This window comes from Shewanella sairae (genome assembly GCF_023283535.1).
GTDB classification, from domain to species: Bacteria; Pseudomonadota; Gammaproteobacteria; order Enterobacterales; family Shewanellaceae; genus Shewanella; species Shewanella sairae.
Genome location: NZ_JAKILT010000029.1, coordinates 18,289 through 39,381, shown reverse-complemented (window position 1 = coordinate 39,381; position 21,093 = coordinate 18,289). Strand labels below are relative to the sequence as shown.

At 44.7% G+C, this 21,093-nt stretch carries 13 protein-coding genes; 3 read left to right on the top strand and 10 right to left on the bottom strand.

Annotated elements, in window-relative coordinates; translation table 11 throughout:
- Window positions 1–3 precede the first annotated feature (3 nt).
- From L2748_RS13285 to L2748_RS13275, 3 genes are read right to left on the bottom strand one after another with little or no spacing between them, the layout of a single operon-like run.
- Window positions 4–3,312: a type I restriction endonuclease subunit R gene (locus tag L2748_RS13285; RefSeq protein ID WP_220780396.1), complete on the bottom strand. Its 3,309-nt coding sequence runs from the start codon at window positions 3,310–3,312 to the stop codon at window positions 4–6.
- 6 nt (window positions 3,313–3,318) lie between these two features.
- Entirely contained in the window at window positions 3,319–3,954 is a 636-nt protein-coding gene (locus tag L2748_RS13280; protein WP_220780397.1) for a hypothetical protein, read from the bottom strand.
- Window positions 3,955–3,956: 2 nt separating this feature from the next.
- On the bottom strand, window positions 3,957–4,814 hold the full coding sequence (locus tag L2748_RS13275; RefSeq protein WP_220780398.1) for a hypothetical protein: 858 nt from the start codon (window positions 4,812–4,814) through the stop codon (window positions 3,957–3,959).
- Between the two features lie 216 nt (window positions 4,815–5,030).
- Between L2748_RS13275 and L2748_RS13270 the strand changes: the two genes are divergently transcribed.
- Window positions 5,031–5,192 carry a hypothetical protein gene (locus L2748_RS13270; protein WP_220780399.1) on the top strand — a complete coding sequence of 54 codons (162 nt, stop codon included), beginning with the start codon at window positions 5,031–5,033 and terminating at the stop codon, window positions 5,190–5,192.
- Window positions 5,193–5,339: 147 nt separating this feature from the next.
- Here the strand turns inward: L2748_RS13270 and L2748_RS13265 are convergent, their stop codons facing one another.
- The 4 genes from L2748_RS13265 to L2748_RS13250 all read right to left on the bottom strand — a co-directional run bounded on the left by L2748_RS13265 (window position 5,340) and on the right by L2748_RS13250 (window position 11,143).
- Window positions 5,340–6,569, bottom strand: a complete 1,230-nt coding sequence (locus tag L2748_RS13265) for a hypothetical protein (RefSeq protein ID WP_220780400.1) — start codon at window positions 6,567–6,569, stop codon at window positions 5,340–5,342.
- 32 nt (window positions 6,570–6,601) lie between these two features.
- Entirely contained in the window at window positions 6,602–7,675 is a 1,074-nt protein-coding gene (locus L2748_RS13260; protein ID WP_220780401.1) for a PDDEXK nuclease domain-containing protein, read from the bottom strand.
- A gap of 283 nt (window positions 7,676–7,958) precedes the next feature.
- Window positions 7,959–9,278: a restriction endonuclease subunit S gene (locus L2748_RS13255; protein WP_220780402.1), complete on the bottom strand. Its 1,320-nt coding sequence runs from the start codon at window positions 9,276–9,278 to the stop codon at window positions 7,959–7,961.
- Window positions 9,278–11,143: a type I restriction-modification system subunit M gene (locus tag L2748_RS13250; protein WP_220780403.1), complete on the bottom strand. Its 1,866-nt coding sequence runs from the start codon at window positions 11,141–11,143 to the stop codon at window positions 9,278–9,280. The genes L2748_RS13255 and L2748_RS13250 overlap by 1 nt, the downstream gene beginning before the upstream one ends.
- A 369-nt stretch (window positions 11,144–11,512) precedes the next feature.
- On the opposite strand from L2748_RS13250, the gene L2748_RS13245 reads away from it, so the two are divergent.
- Window positions 11,513–12,835, top strand: a complete 1,323-nt coding sequence (locus L2748_RS13245; protein WP_220780404.1) for an ATP-binding protein — start codon at window positions 11,513–11,515, stop codon at window positions 12,833–12,835.
- 103 nt (window positions 12,836–12,938) lie between these two features.
- On the opposite strand, the gene L2748_RS13240 is transcribed toward L2748_RS13245, so the two are convergent.
- Both L2748_RS13240 and L2748_RS13235 read right to left on the bottom strand, forming a co-directional pair.
- Window positions 12,939–14,162 (bottom strand): tyrosine-type recombinase/integrase, encoded by a 1,224-nt coding sequence (locus L2748_RS13240; RefSeq protein ID WP_220780405.1) that lies wholly within the window; start codon window positions 14,160–14,162, stop codon window positions 12,939–12,941.
- A 254-nt stretch (window positions 14,163–14,416) separates the two neighbouring features.
- Entirely contained in the window at window positions 14,417–15,745 is a 1,329-nt protein-coding gene (locus L2748_RS13235; RefSeq protein ID WP_220780406.1) for a tyrosine-type recombinase/integrase, read from the bottom strand.
- Between the two features lie 500 nt (window positions 15,746–16,245).
- Here L2748_RS13235 and L2748_RS13230 point away from each other — a divergent pair, with 500 nt between their 5' ends.
- Window positions 16,246–17,778: a leucyl aminopeptidase gene (locus tag L2748_RS13230; RefSeq protein ID WP_220780407.1), complete on the top strand. Its 1,533-nt coding sequence runs from the start codon at window positions 16,246–16,248 to the stop codon at window positions 17,776–17,778.
- A 158-nt stretch (window positions 17,779–17,936) separates the two neighbouring features.
- Here the strand turns inward: L2748_RS13230 and L2748_RS13225 are convergent, their stop codons facing one another.
- Complete coding sequence (locus tag L2748_RS13225) at window positions 17,937–21,083, bottom strand: efflux RND transporter permease subunit (RefSeq protein WP_220780408.1); 3,147 nt, start codon at window positions 21,081–21,083, stop codon at window positions 17,937–17,939.
- Window positions 21,084–21,093 lie beyond the last annotated feature (10 nt).

The window sequence follows — 21,093 nt, the reverse complement described above, 5'->3', positions numbered from 1 at the left end:
CCGTTACTTATTCCCGAACTCTTTACTTCCGAACTTGGTTTTCGCCAATTCCATAAAGCGGTCTTGCAGAACACCAACGAGTGCCTTACTTTTTGCGATATCTTGGTTGGCGAAAGGTTGATCTAACACGGCACGTTTAATCTCTTTCTGCATACGCTTAACCTCATCGCCCTTATTGAAGAAGTCGATGATATCGGTCGCTTCATCCAGCATAGCGACTAAGGTTTGTGTCATTGCCTTAATAGCATCGTGAACGGCTTCATCAATCACATCACCGTCACTGACTTGAGTCACTTCAGCCATCAAAATACCGTAGAACGCAAACTCTGTTTCGCTTAAGCCAACATCTTGAGCGGCTTGCTGGTGGGCACTACTGATATCGCCTGCAAACTCAAAAAGCAGTTCTAGCTGTTGCGCCCACTTACCATGGGTCTTTTCAATAATATCGCGTAGACGCAAACTCAACGAGCGATAGTATTCAGGGTCTTCATCAAGGTTAATCGTAATATGGTGCTTAATCGCGCTCTCGATTTCTGATGCCTTAGACTCATCAGACTTAGTAGGCTTAATGCTCTCTTTGAAGTTAGCAGCCAATAGGTCAACAGGTGGGATTTTAGGATCAACTCCAGTACTCAGAATATGCTCATCCACCAGCTGCCTAACTTTCTCACCAACTTCACGCATATCCAAGCCTGCGTCGCGGTATAGAGTTTTAGATGCGTTATGGATTTTACCCAGTAACTTCATATCTGGGATGAAAGGTGCTGCTGCGGCATCAGGTAAAATCACATTAAGCTGCTTGGCAAACTGCTTAAATGCCATATCAAATTGGGCACGAACAGCCTCGTCTTTTAAAAGCAGTACACACTCATCAATATCGCGGCTCTTTACGTCCTTGAAGAAAGACATAGCACGGGTATGCTTAGCCTTTAATTTAGGGATCTCATCTTTCAGGCTTTGAATCGTTCCCTCAACATCCTCACTACTAAACAGATCTAAAGCTTCGGTTAGATGAGTCGCCAAGCCATAATAATCGACGACATAGCCACAGTTTTTACCTTTGTAAGTACGGTTCACACGGGCAATGGCTTGCATCAAAGTATGGTCTTGCAGCTTACGGTCGATATACATTACCTGCGCAATCGGCGCATCGAAGCCCGTTAGCAGCATGTCTTTAACGATAAGAAAGGCGGTATTATCAAACTTCTTATTCTTCTCTTCAGTACCCTGCTTATCGATACCGAAAGGCTTTTTGAAGTTGCTAATAACTTTCTTCTGATGAACCTTATCTGTGTATTTAGCGATATAAGCTTTATCGTTATGGTCGCCAGAGATAATCACTTCAGATGGCGGCGCTCCCAGCTCATCTAAGGTCTGCTTAAAAATGGCTGCCGCATGGCGACTTCCCACCACTATCATGGCTTTAAAACCATCGGGGCGAATATGTTCTCTATAGTGCTTAAGCAGATCGATACACACCCAACGAATACGGGCAGGCGCTTCCCTTACAGCACGTTCTACACCATATTTCTTTTTGATTTCACGCTGCTCTTCTGCAGTGTATTCACCAAAGTATTCTTCAAACAGCTTATCCAGTGACTCCCCTGCAACTTCAGAGATCACTTCACGCCCTTCGTACAACAGTTTAACCGTTGCACCATCTTCTACCGCTTGGTTAATCTTGTATTCATCGATATAACCACCGAAGGCTTGCCCCATCTTCTGGGTCTTGAGTAATGGCGTACCAGTGAAGCCTATCTTTGGCGCATTAGGCAATGCCGCATTAATGGTCATAGCCAAGCCACCAAATTGTGTTCGGTGCGCTTCATCAGCAAGCACAATAATCTTGTCGCTAGGGTTAAGATCGGTAAAACCTGCAGCAACGCCTTTTTGCTTTGTTTGCTCTTTTTCCGTCTCTTTCTCTAAATCGGAGAACTTCTGTACCATGGCAGTAACAAGATCAGAGCTATCTTTCTTAAGCAGCTCTTTCAACTGAGCTACAGAGCCCGCGTTATAGACGGTTTCACCCTGAGCATCACGGAAGGTATTAGAAAGCTGTTCGTCAAGCTGAGTACGGTCGGTAATAAACACCAACTTGTATTGTTTAAGCTCTGGGTCACGGCGCATCTTCACCGCTAGCATCACCATCGTGAGCGATTTACCACTACCTTGAGTGTGCCAAACAACACCAGACTTCTCTTTTCTATCAGTACCACTCTTAAGGCGCTCAATGACCTTATTCACTGCACGATATTGCTGATAACGCGCCACTTTCTTAATCATGCGACCATCATCAGTTTCAAACAGAATGAAGTTTTGCAGAATATCGAGAAAGTTAGCCGTACTGAACATACCCGCAAGCAATCGCTGCTGCGCAGTCACATGGGTTAGAGTTTCATAGCTAGCTGGTGGCTTATCGTACTGAGCTAATGGCTGTTGATATTTAGCTGAAGGCTCTGCCACTTGCTGCAGTTCTGCTTCAGAACCAAGGTCACTATCTACAGCATTAGACAGCGCATCTTCAGGTAATTCAATCTCAATACGAGAATGTAAACCTATTACGTTACTCTGCAATAATTGCTGCGAGAGCTGTTCATCAGCTATTTGTTTATCAGAGAAGGGGAAAGCATCCTTCCAATCACCATAATGCTGCGCGCTTGAGCTGATGGTGCCAACTTTAGCTTGGTCTCGACAGGTCGACACCATGAGTTGGTTATACCAGAACAGCTTTTCAGCGCCTTCATCATCTTCACTGTGGCGCAAGTTTGCATAACGACGTAACTGATTGATGCCCTCACTCATAGGGCTTGAGATATAAGGCGACTTACACTCAATCACAGCAAGCGGGATACCATTAACAAAGCAGATAATGTCAGGAATAATCTTCTGATTAACGCCTTCAACCTTGAACTGGTTTGTACAGACAAACTCGTTGTTTTCAGGTCGCTCAAAGTCCACCAGCTTTACCGTTTGCCCTTTACGTCCCTTACCTAAGTCCTGCTCAACCGATAGATAGCTCACCAAGGTTTGATAAAAGGCGTGATTGTATTCCATTAAGCCCGCAAAGCTCGGATGGGTGACTTCACGTGAGACCTTACGTAGGTTCTCATCACTTATCCAAGGGTTAATCCGCTTTATGGCAGCTTCAAGACGCTTAACCAACACCACATCACGTAGATAAGTTCGCTCCGGATGCCCATCAAGAGTTACATGGTCTGGGGAAAGCGCCTTACCAGGAATATATCGCCAACCTAGGCTTACCAACTGCTCAATTGCAGGGGCTTCTACTTTGTTAAATTCATCGTTTTGCATTTATCTTCAGGACTCACTTTTATGAGCGGGTAACTCTACTTGCTTGGTCTTAGCTAGATAATGCTCTATCGTCTCTTTTATTGAAGCGACACCGCATTCAGTCATTAACGACTCTAATGGTATTTCAAAGCCATATTTTGCAAATTTATTGTCAATTTCAATATCAACGCCATCACTGTAATCAGGGTAACGTCCAGCTTCCCACTCCTGATAAAAGCCCGCATCCACATCTTCAAGCGCTCGATAAATGGCAACTCTTAAGACACTTTTAGCATCAGCGACAGCCACTTTTAGGTTTAAAGCATCTGGCTGTCCACTGCACTGCTCATCGTTGACACCCGAGTCATTGATCACAATAAACTCAAGAATATAATCACCCTTCGTCACTGTTTTCAGCTCGTTTACGTTCTTGAAAACATAACGCGTCACTACAGCGGGGAGCAGATCCCACTGCCACTTTTTAAACGGATTTGAGTTACTTTGTCCCGGCGCAGAAAAGCACTGTGGCTTCCAAAAATAAAACTCTGTATCCGCTTCGAGTGCAATCTGTTCAATGGTAGGCAGCAAGCGTTGATAATACGCAGCGAGTAGACGGTGCGCGGTGCGAACTTGAGAAAAGAGTTCATCCATTTCGTTAATCATGACTAATCCTTTATATCGTTCTTTAGATAAGGTTGAATCGACTGCAAGTCGAGAGGTTGAAACTTATTAGCCAGTAGCTCACTCATCGACGGAGGAGCTACGGCGATATTCGCAGCGTTAAGAGAAATAGACTGTAATAAGCGATGCTCTAGAGTCAACTTAGGCAAAGGGTAAGGATTAAACTGCGACCATTTGAAGGGAGAAGTTTGCAAGCCATAAAGGCTTAGCCCTTCCAATATGTCCAATAAAATACGCCTGTCTTGTTGGGTAATAGATAGCTCAGGCGCAGAATTGCCTACATAAGTGAGTCCCATTATATAGGAGCTAACTTCCTTCCACTCCAAAGCAGCCAAACCTTTTAGCTCATCAAAATACTGTAACAACTCCCCTGCCCAGCACTTAGCATCAGCCTGCCCTATGCGCCCAATAGCAAGAAAGTACAAAGGCTTATCTTGGTCGCCGTCAGATTGCAGAAATGACTCAACTTCTTTCTTCCATTGACCAAAGTATTGATCTCCACCTGCTGGTGGCTTGACCTCAACGATGATATTGCATTGGTCAAAGTGGATGATTAAGTCGGGTTCTACTTCGTTACTGCCAGCCTCATGCTCATGAGTAAATCGAGGCCAATAAGTAATCCCTTCAAACTCACCAAAGCTATCTGGGATCACGCCATGGTAATTTTTGAAACACTGCGTAAGCAGGGAGCCCTGCAGGGAGCAAGACAAATAAGCAAAACGCTCAAATACCGTGGAGGTAAGCAGATCTTCACGGGCTTTAAATAAGCTAGACCAACTGACCGACTCACCTTCGTTGTGGTCAATGCGCCCAGCCTTACCGTGCAGAATCGCTTTTAGCATATGAATAGTCCCTTAACTTCAATTCCTTATTATCGATAAGCAATATTACACACAGTTCAACACCGAGAAAGCTAAACAGCTCTCAGGATTTTAAAAACTTTCAAATAATTGCAATTTGGACAATTTCCCCCCCACTGCAGCAGCAAATTACTCAGGCATTATTCCCGGCGTTGGCAGAGGCTTCTACCAACATAACTTTCAAATTGGAGATTCAAAATGAGTAATAACAAAACACCAATGACACCTCAAGCAGCCGCTCGCATTCAAAGTGCAACGGCTAAGCAAAATGGTGGTTCGGTTCCTAAAGGAAGTGTGGCATCAAGAGCTTCAAGCGCCGCCGCTAAAAATATCAATAGTGAAAAACAGGGAGGTAAGTAACATGTCAAAACATGACGATGATAATCATGCTAACCAACTTAACCCTAATAATGACGAGTATTGGGGAAGTCGCGGCGAAGATGAACGACCTGAAGATTGGCAAGAGCAGCTCGATGATTAGTCTTAACGATTAAACAAATGACTTAGCTACCGAGCTAAGTCATCAACTGAGCTTGAATCCGGCATTTTTTGTCGGTAATGTTTCAAATACTCAGGATACCGAGCTAATGCTCTTTTCCAAATGGAGAGGGCTTCCAAGTTATTTGATTGCATAGCCCACCGATTCACTTTAATGTCCAACGCTCTTGCGATACGAAAATAAACGAGCATTGCATCGACATCATAATTGCCATGGAACTGAAAGGCCGATGTTACAAACTTATCTAATCGCCCCCATGAAGGTAGGTTATCACCATTACGCCAGCCTTTAAGTTGCTTGTATTGTCTATCAGCAAGGCTTTCAGCACTGTCAGATGAATCATCAATCGAAATAAATGTCGCAAGTTTACGCCAGCCGACCTCTGCTCCACCTTTTGAAACTAGACGCTTGAGCTCATTCAATACAGCTCCATAGCAAGTACATTGATGCCCCTCACCAGTCCAGGTAGCTATAACTCTAGTGAATACGCTGACTTCACTGCCTGCATCATTAATCTTACCGAGACGCTGATAGTATGAAATCAAACCAACTTCATAATAAGCAACTGCAGTTAGATAAAAATCGAAATGTAAATGGGCGACGGCTTCTAATACACTAAAAAAAGTTGAGGTTTGTTCTCGTTCAATAGCGCCAAGATCGCTCGCATAGTGGCTATAAATCTCTAGTTGCTCGACAGGAACAAGGCTGTGCTGCTGCCAAGTTAGAAGCTGTTCTTGCCAAATAGCACTACTGTCATCTTTATCTATGACACCTGCCTTAATCTTTTTTTTAATGGTTTTAACCATAAGGTAGTCAGCTTTTGCGCGATCATTAAAACCTCTGGCTAACCACAGAAACTCACTATCAATAGTCGATAAACTAGCACCTTCAAAAAGTGCATGCCAATCACCTGCATTCGATCCCACCTTATCCGCACGTATGCTTTTTCTTAACTTTGCAAGTTTCAGCAATGACTCGAATGGCACTGCTAGGTTACTAGCCATCTTAAACAACTTATTCACTGTCGCCTTGCCTACCCCGACCGAAGTTAGACTGGCTTTTGAAGAGCGGCTTATCTGGGAGTCGATATCGTAGGTGGATTCAAAGTAAGTGACTTGTTGGCTAAGGTTTTTGGGCAGGTCTAAGAGAGTTGCAATTGAAGCCACCGACGGCAAGAAAATACTCGCATAATCCGCATTGGGAAAAACATACTTGCCATCTTTATTGGGCTTAAACATATTAATCCTTTATATGTTATCGATAACCAGTCTTACTGTTCTAACAACTGTTGACGTTCTCGCTCAAGCTCAATTCGCAGCTCTTCTTCCGTGGGTAAGTAGGCGAGATATTTGGAAGCAAACAGCTGCTTACCATCGGCGAGTACCGAATACTTGGCTACCGCTTCACTTTTTTGGCTGCACAGAATCAAACCGATAGTCGGATTATCATCAGGCTCTTTCTTCAATTGGTCGTAGATCCGCACATAGGTATCCATTTGCCCAACATCTTGATGACTGAGCTTGCCAATTTTTAGATCCACCAGCAAAAAGCATTTCAGCTTGAAGTTGTAGAACACCAAATCGAGGTAGAAATCTTGATCATCGGTACTGATCCGCTGCTGACGTTCAACAAACGCAAAGCCTTTACCTAGTTCCAGTAAGAAGTGCTGTAGATTATCAATCAGCCCTTGTTCGACCTCGCTTTCTACTAACGATTGCAGGGGTAAGTTTAAGAAGTCGAATATATACGGGTCGCGTAGATAATCTTTGGCTGTCACGCTAAGTGCTGAGGTTTTTTGCTGCGCTTCTAGCTCTACGGGCGCTCTGTCTTTGCTCGACAATAAACGCTCATAATACAAGGCACCTATTTGTCTATCTAACGCTCGCGCCGACCACCCTTGGTTTATGGCTTCTTCGAGATACCACTGCCTTGCCGTTGGCTGCTCGACACGCAGCAACGCCCGATAATGTGTCCAGCTCAATTCGGTACGCAGTGCGTCCCGAATTGGGAAGGTTTGATAAAACATGCGCATATTACGCAAATTTCGAACATCAAACCCCTTACCAAACTCAGCAGTTAATTCGGTAGATAACAGCTGTAACACCTGCTTGCCATACTCGGCTCGCGCTTCGCCTTGCTGTTCATCTTCAACAATCAAGCAACCGACTTGCCAGTAAGTGAGCACCATAGTGCTGTTGACTGCATATTGTAACTGCTGGCGGCTTTGGCTGAGCAACTCACGTACGGCAACCAATAAAGTCGCACTGCTTTTATTAGCAGATGAATCTGCTGACGCCTCTACTGATGTCGCCACGGTTGGCTCTGTACGCGGTTGCTTGCTCATAGTTATCCTTTGTTTTGTACTTTTGTTTTTATCTAGCTATTTTTAGCCTGCTATTTCTATCCAACTCTTTCTACCCAGCTATTTCTCTCCAACTAAGTGCGCAGTCCCTAGACTCTCGACACTTTCAACATAAGCAACTGCCTATTTTGTGACTGTGCACTTGATGACGCTTTACTCAAGCTCATTAAAGACAGAGTTAAAAACCGAATTAGAGAAAGTTACCTGCGGTTGTTTACGAAGAAAGCGCTCATAGGGTGCGCCTTCATCATGTTAGCTGTAGCCTTTAATCAAGCTTGACCCGCACCTTGCCCGTTAGCAGATCTTGCATCAGGGCTTTTTTAAGCAATTTTGATTGCTCTAACTTATCCTCAACAGCAAAAATCTTTAATTCAATACTAGAAAGGGTTGCACTAATAAATTGTTGCTCACTGTCAGAAGGCACTGCAATCTGCATTTTCCGTAAACTAGCGAGCGTAACTTCTTTAAAAGTTGAGCCCTTTGCTTCAAGCTCATTTTGTAAAGTTACATAGGGGGAACGCATTGCCCATAGAAGGTAATTAGTATTGATTGCTTCACTCGGGGATATTCTTGCAGTCCCTTGAGTTAAGTTCGCACCTTCAAGCTCACTTGGCACTATGTGCACATGACCTATCATCCCCCTAAGCGCATAAACAATATCACCAGCACAAACAGCTGAACGCTCATATTTTTTAGCAATGTCAGAAGATGTTAGAAGCATTCCCTTCTTAGTTAAGTGCCTTGAACTCATATCTGACACTCGAATATACGGAACCCCACCTTCACAATGTGGACCTGCCTGAACAATTCCATATGTAATCTTCTTGTCCGCTTTAACAAGACTCTCAAGCGGTACAACCCCCCAGCTCTTCGGGATTCTGCCGACGGGTGAGTCTTTAAACTCGGTGTGCGGGATGTATCTCTCGCTATTACTAAGTGCCGCTGCGCTTTGCTTAGTGCCAACACCACTCTTTTCAGAAGGAAGCAGCAGCTCTTGCATCATGGCGGTTTTAAGGTCTTTAAGCTTATCAATTTGCGCTTGGGTCTTTTCAATCACCTCATCCACTGACGTCAAAATCGCAGCAATCTTTTGCTGTTCAGGGAATGGGATTTTGACATCCAGAAACTCTTGATTTCTGATATGAACCTGAGTACTCCCCACAAAGACTTTTCTCATTTCACCCCGATACCACGAAGTATTTGAGACTTGCGCTAAATATCCATCATCTACGTTTTTCGTTTTTAAGCCGTATACCCCTTGAGCAAGGATAAATGAACCTTTTTCACTCAAAACACCTATAACTCCAATTGTCGGTCCTGATGGAACAAGATCTCTTAATGTTGTAATCAGAAATTGATTATCAACCACATTTCTTTTATTACTTTCAGCAAATTCACTTGTACAGAATGTCTTAATATCAAAATGAATTTTCCCACCAAACTGAACAGCTTTTTTAGGTATAACTCTCACGCCAGAAGTTGAAAAGTCACTCGGTTTCAAGGGAGCGCCGCCCACCATCTTTTCAACATAATCACCTATAGGTTGAAAACCCCAATCTTCAGGAATCGCATTAAAGGTAACCATTACTCAACCGCTCCTGCGCATCCATTCGCTCGCGGCACTTGTGCTTCCTGCACATCATAACCCAGCTCCTTCAAGTAGCCTTGCATCACCTGCTCTGCTGTCGCGACTTCAGCATCAAGCTGGTGCAGTGATACTTGGTACTTGTCCCACCAGCGCTCTAGCTGACTAATGATAGTAGCCGCAGGCGCTTGCTCACCTAATACAAGAGCCGTCGCGGACGCTTGCTCTGAACTCTCTACTCGCTCAAGGCTGTTTTCAACACTTTTCTCAACACTCTTTTCTACAAGCGAGCGGATCTGTTCTTTGGTCTCGATTTCGGCTTTAAATGCGTAATAGCCATCATTGGCTTTATCGAACACAGCCGAGACATCGAAGCCTTTGAGGATCTCTTGCTGAATGTACTCATCTTCCACTTCACGCACCGGAATGCCGCCGTGCAAAATGGCGCGCACATCGAAGATCTCTGCTGGTGGCGAGGTGTCGGCATAACGGCGAATGTTGAGGTTGTAATCGTTATCAGCAATCTCGCTTAGCTCAACCACTTTTGAGTAACGTGACTGTTCTGTGTAATTGTCGAAGGTTGCAACAATCTTGGCGATATCTTGCGGACGCAGTTTGTTTTGGTTCTTGCCCTCTTCAAACTCAAGCTCACTGTTGATAAACAGCACTTTGCCTTTGCGCTGCTCTGGCTTTTGCTTATTGATGATAAGTAGGCATGCAGGAATGCCCGTACCGTAGAATAAGCCCGATGGCAGACCGACAACCGCTTCAAGCAGGTCATCTTGTAATATGCCTTGGCGAATGGCTTTCTCGCTTGAGCCGCGGAATAACACCCCATGTGGCATAACAACGCCCACCATACCTTCACTGTTGGTACTGGCTATCATGTGCTGAACGAAGGCTAAGTCACCCGCATCTTTTGGCGGTGTGCCGTAGGGGAAGCGCCCAAAGCCATCATTGTCGCATTCATCCTTGCCCCACTTTTTAAGTGAGAAAGGTGGGTTTGCGATAACGCGGTCAAAGTGCATTAGCTCACCACCTTGGGTGTGCCTAGGTTCGCGCAGGGTGTCGCCCTTTCGAATATCAGCACTGTGCACCCCATGCAAGAACATGTTCATCTTACAGATTGCCCATGTGTTCAGGTTCATCTCTTGCCCAAACAGCGACAAGTTAGCTGCGTTCTCGCCATGGCTGGCAAGGTAGTTACGGGTTTGCACTAGCATACCGCCCGAACCAGAGGTTGGATCGTAAATACGCATACCCGCGTGCGGCTTAAGCAGTGCCACCAGCAGCTGTACCACTTCAGATGGGGTATAGAATTCACCACCCTTTTTACCCGCGCTGTCGGCAAACATCTTAATCAGGTATTCGTAAGCTGTACCCAACATATCAGGGCGTTCAAAGTCGGCATTACGCAGACGGTGTTTATTAAAGTGCGATATCAGGTCTTGTAGCTTCTTATCTGATAGCTTGTTCTTGATGTTAAAGTCGATAGTAACAAGCACGCCTTCAAGGCTTGAGTTGTGTTCTTCAATCGCTTCGGCTGCGGTATTAAGCGCCTCACCAATGTTGTGCTTTAAATCTTTTAGCGCAGACCAACGGGCGTTAGCTGGCATGAAGAAAGTATTGTCATACTCATCTTCATCTTCACTAAGCTCTTCGGCTTGTTCTAGTGACTTACCTTTATCGAGATAATACTGCACTACCTTTTCACGCTCTTCATCGAACGCATCAGACAGACGTTTAAGGAACATCATGCCAAAGATGTAGTCTTTAAATTCAGACGCATCCATATTGCCACGCAAGATATCAGCGGTTTCCCACAAGAAAGATTCAAGCGTTTGAAGAGTGAGTTTGTTAGTCATTGAGCTGCCTTAACTAAGAGCCGTAAGCCTGCATGGGTTAGGTACGTTTACCTACCCCATACTTAAACTGTGTATTGCGGCAGATTCTACGGTGTTGTTGCTGGTGGAGCAATCAAGCTTGCTTAGTTGTTTGATGGTTAGCTGAAGTTTTCAGTTTCACATATACGCACCACGCGACGAGCTCTTATAACTCTATTGCCTTATTTGACTCAAATAATCTATACCCATCCCCATCTCCATAACCGCCGCACTTTTAAGCGCCAAAAAAATCACTACAACACACTTTTATGCGCATAAAAGTGTGAAAACTTGCATTTTAATGCGCATTAAAGTGTAATTGGAATACGCTTTGATATTGGAATAATGGTTATGCAAAGGTTACTACTCGATAAACTACTACAGTGGAAAGGCAAGAGTGAGCGTAAACCCTTATTGATTGATGGTGCTCGCCAAACAGGTAAAACTTATCTGCTGCAAACTCTGCTAGGCGAAACATTTGAACAGGTTTTACGCATTGATTTTCTTGAGTCGCCAGAGATGGCTGAGGCTTTTGCTGAATCACTTAACCCTAACGACGTTATTTCAAATATTGAGTTATTAACTGGTGAGACTTTCAACCCAGAAACCCACTTGCTAATTTTAGATGAAATCGGCGAATGTCCTCGCGCCGTTACAGCGCTAAAATACTTTGCTGAAAAAGCATCGCATATGTTCGTTGCTGCTAGTGGCTCAAATATCGGCTTACTTAATACTTTCCCCGTGGGTAAAGTTGAGCAACATAACCTTCGACCACTCACTTTTCATGAGTTCTTAATCGCTTCTAATGAAGCACCACTGATTAAAGCGTTTGAAGCACAAGCGAGTACATCGGCCGCCCACACTAAACTCTTCGACAAACTCACCGACTACTATTTTACAGGCGGTATGCCTGAGGCTGTTAGCACTTGGTTTACGATGGCTGACAATAGTATTTTGAAGCGTGTTGAGGCAGTGACAGATATCCAAGCCGATTTGATTTCGGGCTATCAACGAGACTTTGGCAAGTACTCAGGCAAAGTTGATACAGGACTCATTGAGGCGGTATTTAATAATGTGCCTTCTCAGTTATCTGCTGTAATAGACGAATCTGTGAAACGCTTTAAGTTTAAAGGCGTTCATGAGCGAAAATCTCGCTATGGTGAACTAGAAAGTGCCATTACTTGGTTAGATAAATGCCGATTAGTATTGAAAAACTACCCTATAGAGGGCGCACCTAAAAGTCCGTTAGCTGCTTATAAAAAAGACAATATGGTCAAACTCTTTATGTTTGATGTCGGGCTGCTCAATCACATGCTTGGCGTTAGCTATAAAGAAGTGAAGCAACAGGGCTATGAGTATAAGGGCTATGTTGCCGAAAACTTTGTTCAACAAGAGTTTGCAGCCCAAGGTATCGACCCAACATATTCATGGGGTGATGCACGAGCTGAAATAGAGTTTATTATCGCTGATGATGAAGGCCGCATTGTGCCTATTGAGGTAAAAAGCGGTAAACGCACTAGAGCGAGGTCACTGGAGTCCTATATCGGCAAGTGTCAGCCACATAAAACGATTAAGTTAACGGGGACTCAGGGCTCACCAGCGACTGAGCAAGTTAACCTAGTCATCCCTCTTTATTTTGCAGAGTTTGCCGTTAATAAACACCTAAAGAGTTAAAGAGTTAAAGAGTTAAAGATGATCTTTAACTTGGTATCTAAATTGAACTCTTGAATAAGTGTTAATGATTAGTCACCACGACCAAGTGACTAATCATAACCGCTTAGCACGCCTTTACGAAATCAATCTCAACCACGTTATCAATGGGGTTTGCCAGCCTATCGAGCCACTCACACCACATATCCAGTGCCGCTGCAGATTGCTTAAGGTATTTACTGTGGTTGTAATGTCTCTCTGAGCCCTTAATCACATGGCCTATCAATTTATCCACTACTCGTGAGTCGACCTCAAGGTCATTTAGGATGGTTGAGAAAGTACTTCTTAAGTCATGAAGCGTCCATCGCTCTATATGCTTTAAACTTTCACAAATCCCACCGCCAGAGCTACATACACTGGTATCTTCTCTTAGCTTACCTAGTAGATAACCTTGTTTGGCATTGCGCTTAATCAGTAACGCAATAACAGGTTTTATTTGCTGCGGTATCGGCCTAACAATCACTGCACCCGTTTTACTGTGCTGTTTTGGCACAGTCCATAAGTCATTTTCTAAATCCCATTCGTCGATAGTTGAGAGCCTAACCTCCTGCGTGCGTGCACCAAACACGATTAACAATAAACACAGGTAGCGCATATAAAAGGAGCCTTTGCGTCCATGGCTCCACTGCAATACGTCCTTTAGTTCGCTATATGAAAGCACTCTGTCTTTTACTTTTGCTTTCTTCCCAACATCGCCCACTACAAGATCATCCAATTCATGAGTTATTGCATACCCTCGAACACGACAGAATTTTAAGGCTTGCTTACAAGTCTGTAGTATTTGCCCTGCAGCAACTGCCGCTGGCTTTTGTTTACCCTCAATACCAGTATTAATACGGTCAAAACAATCAAGCCAATGAGTGATTTTAGTTTGCTCTAAAGGGTAATGGCCGATATAGGAGTAGATATGCTTGTTAAACTGACCTCGTATTTTTTTAAAGCTCTTTCGCTTCACACGCGCATACTTTTCAATCCAATACTCCAAGGCTTCTTTAACCGTCACAGGTTCTAAGGTTTTATCCCTTGCCATTTCACGTGCAACTTTAGGGTCATGACCACCAGCTAACCAAGCTCTGCATTTATCTCTTTCATCCCTAGCTTGTTTGAGGGATAAATCAGGAAAGTAACCTAAATCTATACGCTTATTTTTACCTTTGATTTTGTAGCGAAATTGGAATCGAATACGGCCTTGTTTAGAGACTCTAGCACCCAGCCCCAGTCCGTCACGATAAACTTTGGTTACTGCTTGAACCTTTCCATTCATGGAGTACAAATGTGTTTTGTGTAACATGATTATCCTACTGATATTTACGGGGTAAATTGTTTACCCGCACGACCTAAATGTGAGTAAATATAAGCATAATCAATACCACCAATCCTATAGCCAGAGGGTGCGTAAAATCCTCATCAGTGTGGATAAGTCGCAAATAGCAAATACAAACAGATACCTATAAAAACCAGTGAAAACAGCATAGTGTTATCTAGTTCACACTATGCTGAGGCAAGATGACGCTATAGAAGAGAGTTCGTTTGGAAAGTGAAGTGTTACCCGTATCTCGCAGAGCCAATAAGTACAACATTATCAGCAGGATTAACTAGCAGTTCTAACCATTCACACCACATATTAAGCGCAGTTAACTTCTCAGGTAGATATTGACTGCGATTATAGATAGACATAACGCCACCTAACGAGTGACCGAGCAGCTGTTCAACCACATAAGGCGCTACGCTCAAATCGTTTAGTTTGGTCGTGAAGGTTCTTCGCAAGTCATGCAATGACCAAGACTCTTTATGCTTAAGGCGTTTGTGGATTAAGCTACCCGCACCGCTAACGGACTCACCACTTTTTAGCTCGCCAAGAAGGTAACCAGAGTCGCCATGGCGTTTATATAAAAACTCGATAATTGGCTTAACTTTAGCGGGAATTGGCCTAACAATAATCGTATTGGTTTTGCTATGCGCTTTAGGAACTGTCCATAGATTTAACTCTAAGTCCCATTCATCAAAGGTCGATAACCTTAGCTCTTGTGTGCGAGCGCCAAAAATAATGAGTAAACGACATAGGTAGCGCATATAAAAGGTGCCTTTGCGGTTTGCAATTGAGCCCATCAAGTCGTACAACTCAACATCGGTCAGCACTCTATCTTTCTTCTGTTGCTTTTTACCCACATCGCTAGCAATCAAATCATCCAGTTCGCGACTAATGGCATAGCGCCTTACTCGACAAAAGCGTAATGCTTGTTTGGCATTTTGTAGAATTTGTCCAGCAGCGACAGGCGCGGGCTTTTGTCTACCAGCAATGCCACGTCGAATACGGTCAAAACAATCAATCCAGTGGCGAGTCTCTGTTTGCTCTAGTGGGAAGTGGCCAATGTAGGGGTATATATGCCTTTCAAATTGGGCGATATTTCTGTCGACATTAGCGCGATTATCTCTAGCATAATTCTCAATCCAATACTCTAGCGCTTGCTTAACTGTCACTGGCGTTAGCGTTTTCTCTCTACCCATGCAGCGCTTTATTTTAGGGTCATGGCCTTCAGCCAACCAAGAGCGGCACTCATCAGCAACATCCCTAGCATGCCTGAGTGATAAATCTGGGTAAGCGCCAATATCCATGCGCTTATTTTTGCCATTGATTTTGTAACGGTACTGGAAACGAATCTTCCCTAGTTTAGACACTCGCACACCTAAACCCTTACCATCGGCAAGCTCGATAGATTGAGGTTGATGCTTGCCATTTAGTGCCCGCAAACTAGTTTCGTACAGCATGATATCTTGGCTCATTTGGGTGGGAATACGGCCAATTCCATGTACCCCCATATGTACCCCCATGTAACCATAGGAACCAAAACCCACCAATACCAATGAAGACACGAAAATATCTTTAGCTATTGATAAATAAGAAAAAATACCGCAAAAAAAAGACAATTGAAAACCACTCAAAACAGCCAGTCGTACTCTACGGCATGAACTAAGACTAACGTCTTAACGTGTTGTATTAAAACGGGCTCTCAAGTAATTGAGGGCCCGTTTTGCTTTTATATGTACCCTCATATGTACCCCGCTATTTCTATTGCCCCCATCAAAAATCGCATTCATTCCATTTGTAAATCAAGCAAATAAACCTCAAACCATGCAGCGCTTTCAGCTTCGGCTAATTTTCACCTTGTAGACTCGCAAACCATGTGACAATTTCTAACAAGTTTTAACTTAGTTGTTAACTCGAAAAGTGATAAATTGCACCACCCGCCGCGACTCAACAAAGCATGAGCACGGCTCATAGTGCAGATTGAAGAATCAGTATCATTACAACAATTAAAGCTGCGGCATATTTGCAAACATGACCGCAGAACTAAATCCCGATAGAGGACATTATGCTAACTAAGAAAACCCTATTAAGCAGTGCATTAAGCCTAGGTCTATTAACCAACTTCTCTGCAAATGCTGAAACATTTGATTTTGTCGAAAAGCAAGCTAACAACATCGACACCTTAGTGGTCTTCCAAGCGGGCGAACAAGCATCAAGCGCGCTTAGTAAGCTAGATAAACAATCAAAGCAGCAAATTAGCAATGCGCTAGCCCTGCAAGAGTTCACTGGCGAAAAGAAACAAATCGTTGAGATTTTAATGCCTATTGGCATTGATGCTAAGCGCCTTGTAGTGATCGGTGTAGGTGAGCAAGCAGAGCTGACTCCCGGTGAAGTGAATAAGCTTGGCGCAGAAATTACTGCTCATTTTAACGGTATTGAAATAAAAGACATTCAAGTATTGACCGATGGCATTAGCGATGCCACCAGCAACGCTAGCTTCGCTGCAGAGCTTGCTCACGGCATTAACCTGCGTGCGTATAAGTTTGATAAGTATTTCTCAGAAAAGAAGCTTGCCGAAAAGAATTACACAGTGAACGTGAGCAATTCAAAAACGACTGACAAGCTATACACTCAGTTAGCAGCTATTGAGCAAGGCGTATTCTTAGCCCGCGACTTAACCTCTGAAACCCCAACTGAAATGACACCGGTAGACTTTGCCAATGCAGCAAAGGAGCTTAAAAAACTCGGCGTTAAAATTACCATTCTTGAGCCTAAGAAAATCGCCAAACTAGGTATGGGCGCACTGCATGCTGTTGGGCGTGGTTCTCTAGAAGGCTCTCGCCTAGTAGTTGCCCACTGGGAAGGCAATGACGACGCCCCAATCGCGCTTGTAGGTAAAGGTATCACGTTCGACTCTGGTGGTTACAACATTAAGGCATCTGGCGACTCTATCTCACGCATGAAGTCTGACATGGCAGGAGCGGCTGCAGTACTTGGTGCGGTTAAGGCTATGGCACTACAAAAAGCCGACGTTAACGTCGTTGCCGTAATGCCAATGGCCGCTAACATGGTATCAGAAACTGCACTTGCCCCAGGCGACGTATTAATGACAGCCGAAGGCTTAAGCGTTGAAGTACTGAATACCGACGCAGAAGGTCGCCTAATCTTAGCCGATGGCATGTGGTACGCCCGTGAATACTACAAGCCACAAGTTATGGTTGATGTTGCCACCCTAACCGGCTCTAAAGTTCGCGCACTCGGTAAACGCTACACTGCGGTATTTAGTGACGACGATACTCTAGTCGATGAGCTCACTTTCTCTGGCAAAGCAGTAGATGAAAAGCTTTGGCGCTTACCACTTGCATACGATGACTTACTTAAAAGCCCAATTGCAGATCTGAAGAACGCCGGCTTTGGTGGCCCAGGGGCTACCACTGCAGCTGTATTCTTACAGCAGTTCACTGGCGACACTAAGTGGGCGCATTTAGATATTGCGGGGAGTGCATTGGCGGCAAAAGATGTGGGTGTAACTCCTGCTGGCGGTACAGGCCATGGCGTACGCTTACTAAGTAACTGGCTGATGACCCAAAGTAAGTAAAAACGTACTATCGGCACAATCTAGAAGTCATAAAAAAGCCCTGCAATGCAGGGCTTTTGTTTTACTGGCGGACTGAACTCCTACTTTTGCAACCAAGCTTCACGCTAAGTTAGAGCGACCAGCAATTTGTGTCGCTCTTTAGCGATAAGAGTTAACTCTTAGATAGTCGCCGCCTCATCAGAAACTTTGTGTTTATTCTCACCACGCTGGTGCGCCATACGATATAAAATTGGCAACACGAACAAGGTCAGAATGGTCGATGAGATAATTCCGCCAATCACTACTGTGGCAATTGGGCGCTGCACTTCTGCACCAGTGCCTATATTCAGTGCCATAGGCACAAAACCTAGACCTGCGACTAAGGCTGTCATCAATACTGGACGCAGTCTGATAAGCGCGCCATCGATAATTGCAGACATTAGCTCGCCTTTCTCTTGATAAAGCTGGCGAATAAAGCTCAGCAACACTAAGCCGTTAAGCACCGCCACACCTGAGAGTGCAATAAAACCTACGCCTGCTGATATCGACAGCGGCATATCTCGTAGCCACAGAGAAATTACCCCGCCAGTTAAAGCCAGTGGAATACCAGTAAAGATAATTAGCGCATCTTTGACCGAGCTAAAGGCCATCACTAACAAACCTAGAATGAGCGCTAGCGTTAATGGCACTACAATCGATAGGCGCTGACTCGCCGATTCTAATTGCTCAAAGGTACCGCCATATTCAAGCCAATAACCCGCCGGAATATCTACCTCTGTAACAATTTGCTGTTTAGCCTCACTAACAAATGTACCTAAATCGCGACCACGGACGTTAGCAGTAACCAAAATGCGGCGCTTACCGTTTTCACGGCCGATCTGATTAGGCGATGGTGCGATGTCTAGCGTCGCCACCTCAGATAACGGCACATACTGCCCTGATGGCAACACTATAGGTAGCTCATGCAAGCGCTCTACATCTTGGCGGATTGCTTCAGGTAAACGCACCACCATTTTAAAGCGGCGATCGCCCTCAAAGATAGTACCAGCTTGCTCGCCACCGATTGCCGTTGCGACAAAGTCTTGTAACTGATCCACTGTTAACCCGAAGCGAGCCAATGCCATACGATCAGGTTGGATCGTGAGCATAGGTAAACCAGTGACTTGCTCAACTTGCAGATCCGCAACACCATCGATCTTTTCTAGCACTTCATGGATCGCGTTAGCTGAAGCTAATAGCTGTTCGAGATCATCGCCGACAACTTTAATCCCCAGATCGGCGCGCACACCTGAGATCAATTCGTTAAAACGCATCTCAATTGGCTGTGTCAGCTCAAAGTTATTACCCGGTTGCCCAGAAACAGCGTCAACAATATCCGCAGCTAAAGCGTCGTGACTCATCTTAGGGTTAGGCCACTCATTACGCGGCTTAAGCATAATAAAAGTATCGGCAATATTTGGCGGCATAGGATCGTTAGCCACTTCAGGGGTACCGATCTTAGAAAATACATTTAACACCTGCGGGAAGTGCTTAATGCGATCTTCTAACTGCATCTGCATATCTACCGACTGCTCTAGACCTGTGCCTGGAATACGGATCGCCTGCAGCAAGATATCTTCTTCATTGAGCTGCGGAATAAATTCCGATCCCAAGGTTGTTGCCAACCAGATAGAGAAGCCCACTAACGCCATTGCTGCACCAAGTACCAACCAACGCAGTTTCATCGCCGCAATAAGTAACGGCTTATAAACTGATTTAGTGGCGGTAATAACACGACTCTCTTTTTCCGTCACTTTACCCGTCATAAACAGTGCTACAGCGGCAGGCACTAGCGTTAACGATAGCACTAGCGCAGCTAGCAATGCCATCACCACGGTTGCCGCCATTGGGTGGAACATCTTGCCTTCAACACCGGTTAAGCTAAACAGCGGAATGTAGACCACGGTAATGATCAGCACACCAAATAAGCTTGGGCGGATCACTTCATTAGTGGCAGCAAACACCACCTGCAAACGCTGCTTACGCCCTAATACCTGACCACCATTTTGCGCTTGTGCATGGCCGAGTCTGCGGATTGCGTTTTCAACTATGATCACCGCACCATCGACAATCAAACCAAAATCGAGAGCACCTAAGCTCATAAGGTTAGCCGAAACACCAGCTTGCACCATACCTGTCATCGTGGCGAGCATCGCTAACGGAATAACCGCAGCAGTGATTAACGCAGCTCGTGCATTACCCAGCAGAATAAACAGCACTACAATAACTAGCAGCGCGCCCTCAACTAGATTTTTCTGTACCGTATAAATCGCTTTATCGACCAAAGTGGTGCGATCGTAAACCGCTTCTACTTTTATGCCATCTGGTAGCGATGCTTTGATATCTTCTAGCTTTGCCGCCACAGCGAGTGATACCTCACGTGAGTTTTCACCCACCAGCATCATTGCGCTACCAAGTACGGTTTCTTTGCCGTCACGAGTTGCCGCACCGGTACGCAGCGCTTTACCAATACCCACTTCTGCTACATCAGCTATAAAGATTGGCGCGCCATCAATATGCTTAATAACCACTTGCTCAATATCGCTGATGGTTTTTAGCTGCGCAGCAGAGCGCACAGTTAACTGTTGCCCTTCGCGTTCAATAAAGCCTGCGCCGCGGTTATTGTTACTGCTTTGCAATGCCTGCTTGATATCAACCAAAGACACGCCGTATTGCAGCATGCTCGTTGGTAATGGTGTGATATGGTATTCCTTATCGTAACCACCAATGGTATTGATCTCTGTAACACCCAGCACTTGAGCTAACTGCGGCTTAATGATCCAGTCTTGGATCTCTCTAAGCGCGGTTGCATCAAACTCACTGCCATCAGCTTGTTTGGCATCAGGCAACGCTTCAATGGTGTACATGTAGATCTCACCGAGACCGGTGGAGATCGGTCCCATCTCCGGCTCAATATCACTGGGTAACTTGCCCTTGATCGCATTTAAACGCTCATTGATCAAGTTACGGGCAAAGTACAGATCTGTACCTTCATCAAATACCACTGTCACTTGCGATAAACCATAGCGCGATAGTGAGCGTGTATAAGAAAGCTTAGGGATCCCCATCAAAGCATTTTCGATCGGATAGGTAATTCGCTGCTCAGTTTCCTGCGGTGAGTAACCTTCTGCGCGAGTACTAATTTGTACCTGCACATTGGTAATATCTGGTACAGCATCAATAGGTAGTTTTTGATAGCTCCACAAGCCTACTGCAACAAGCAGCATGGCAAGGAACATCATCATCCAGCGTCTATCAATCGAGAGACGCAATATAGATTCAATCATTGTCGTCTCC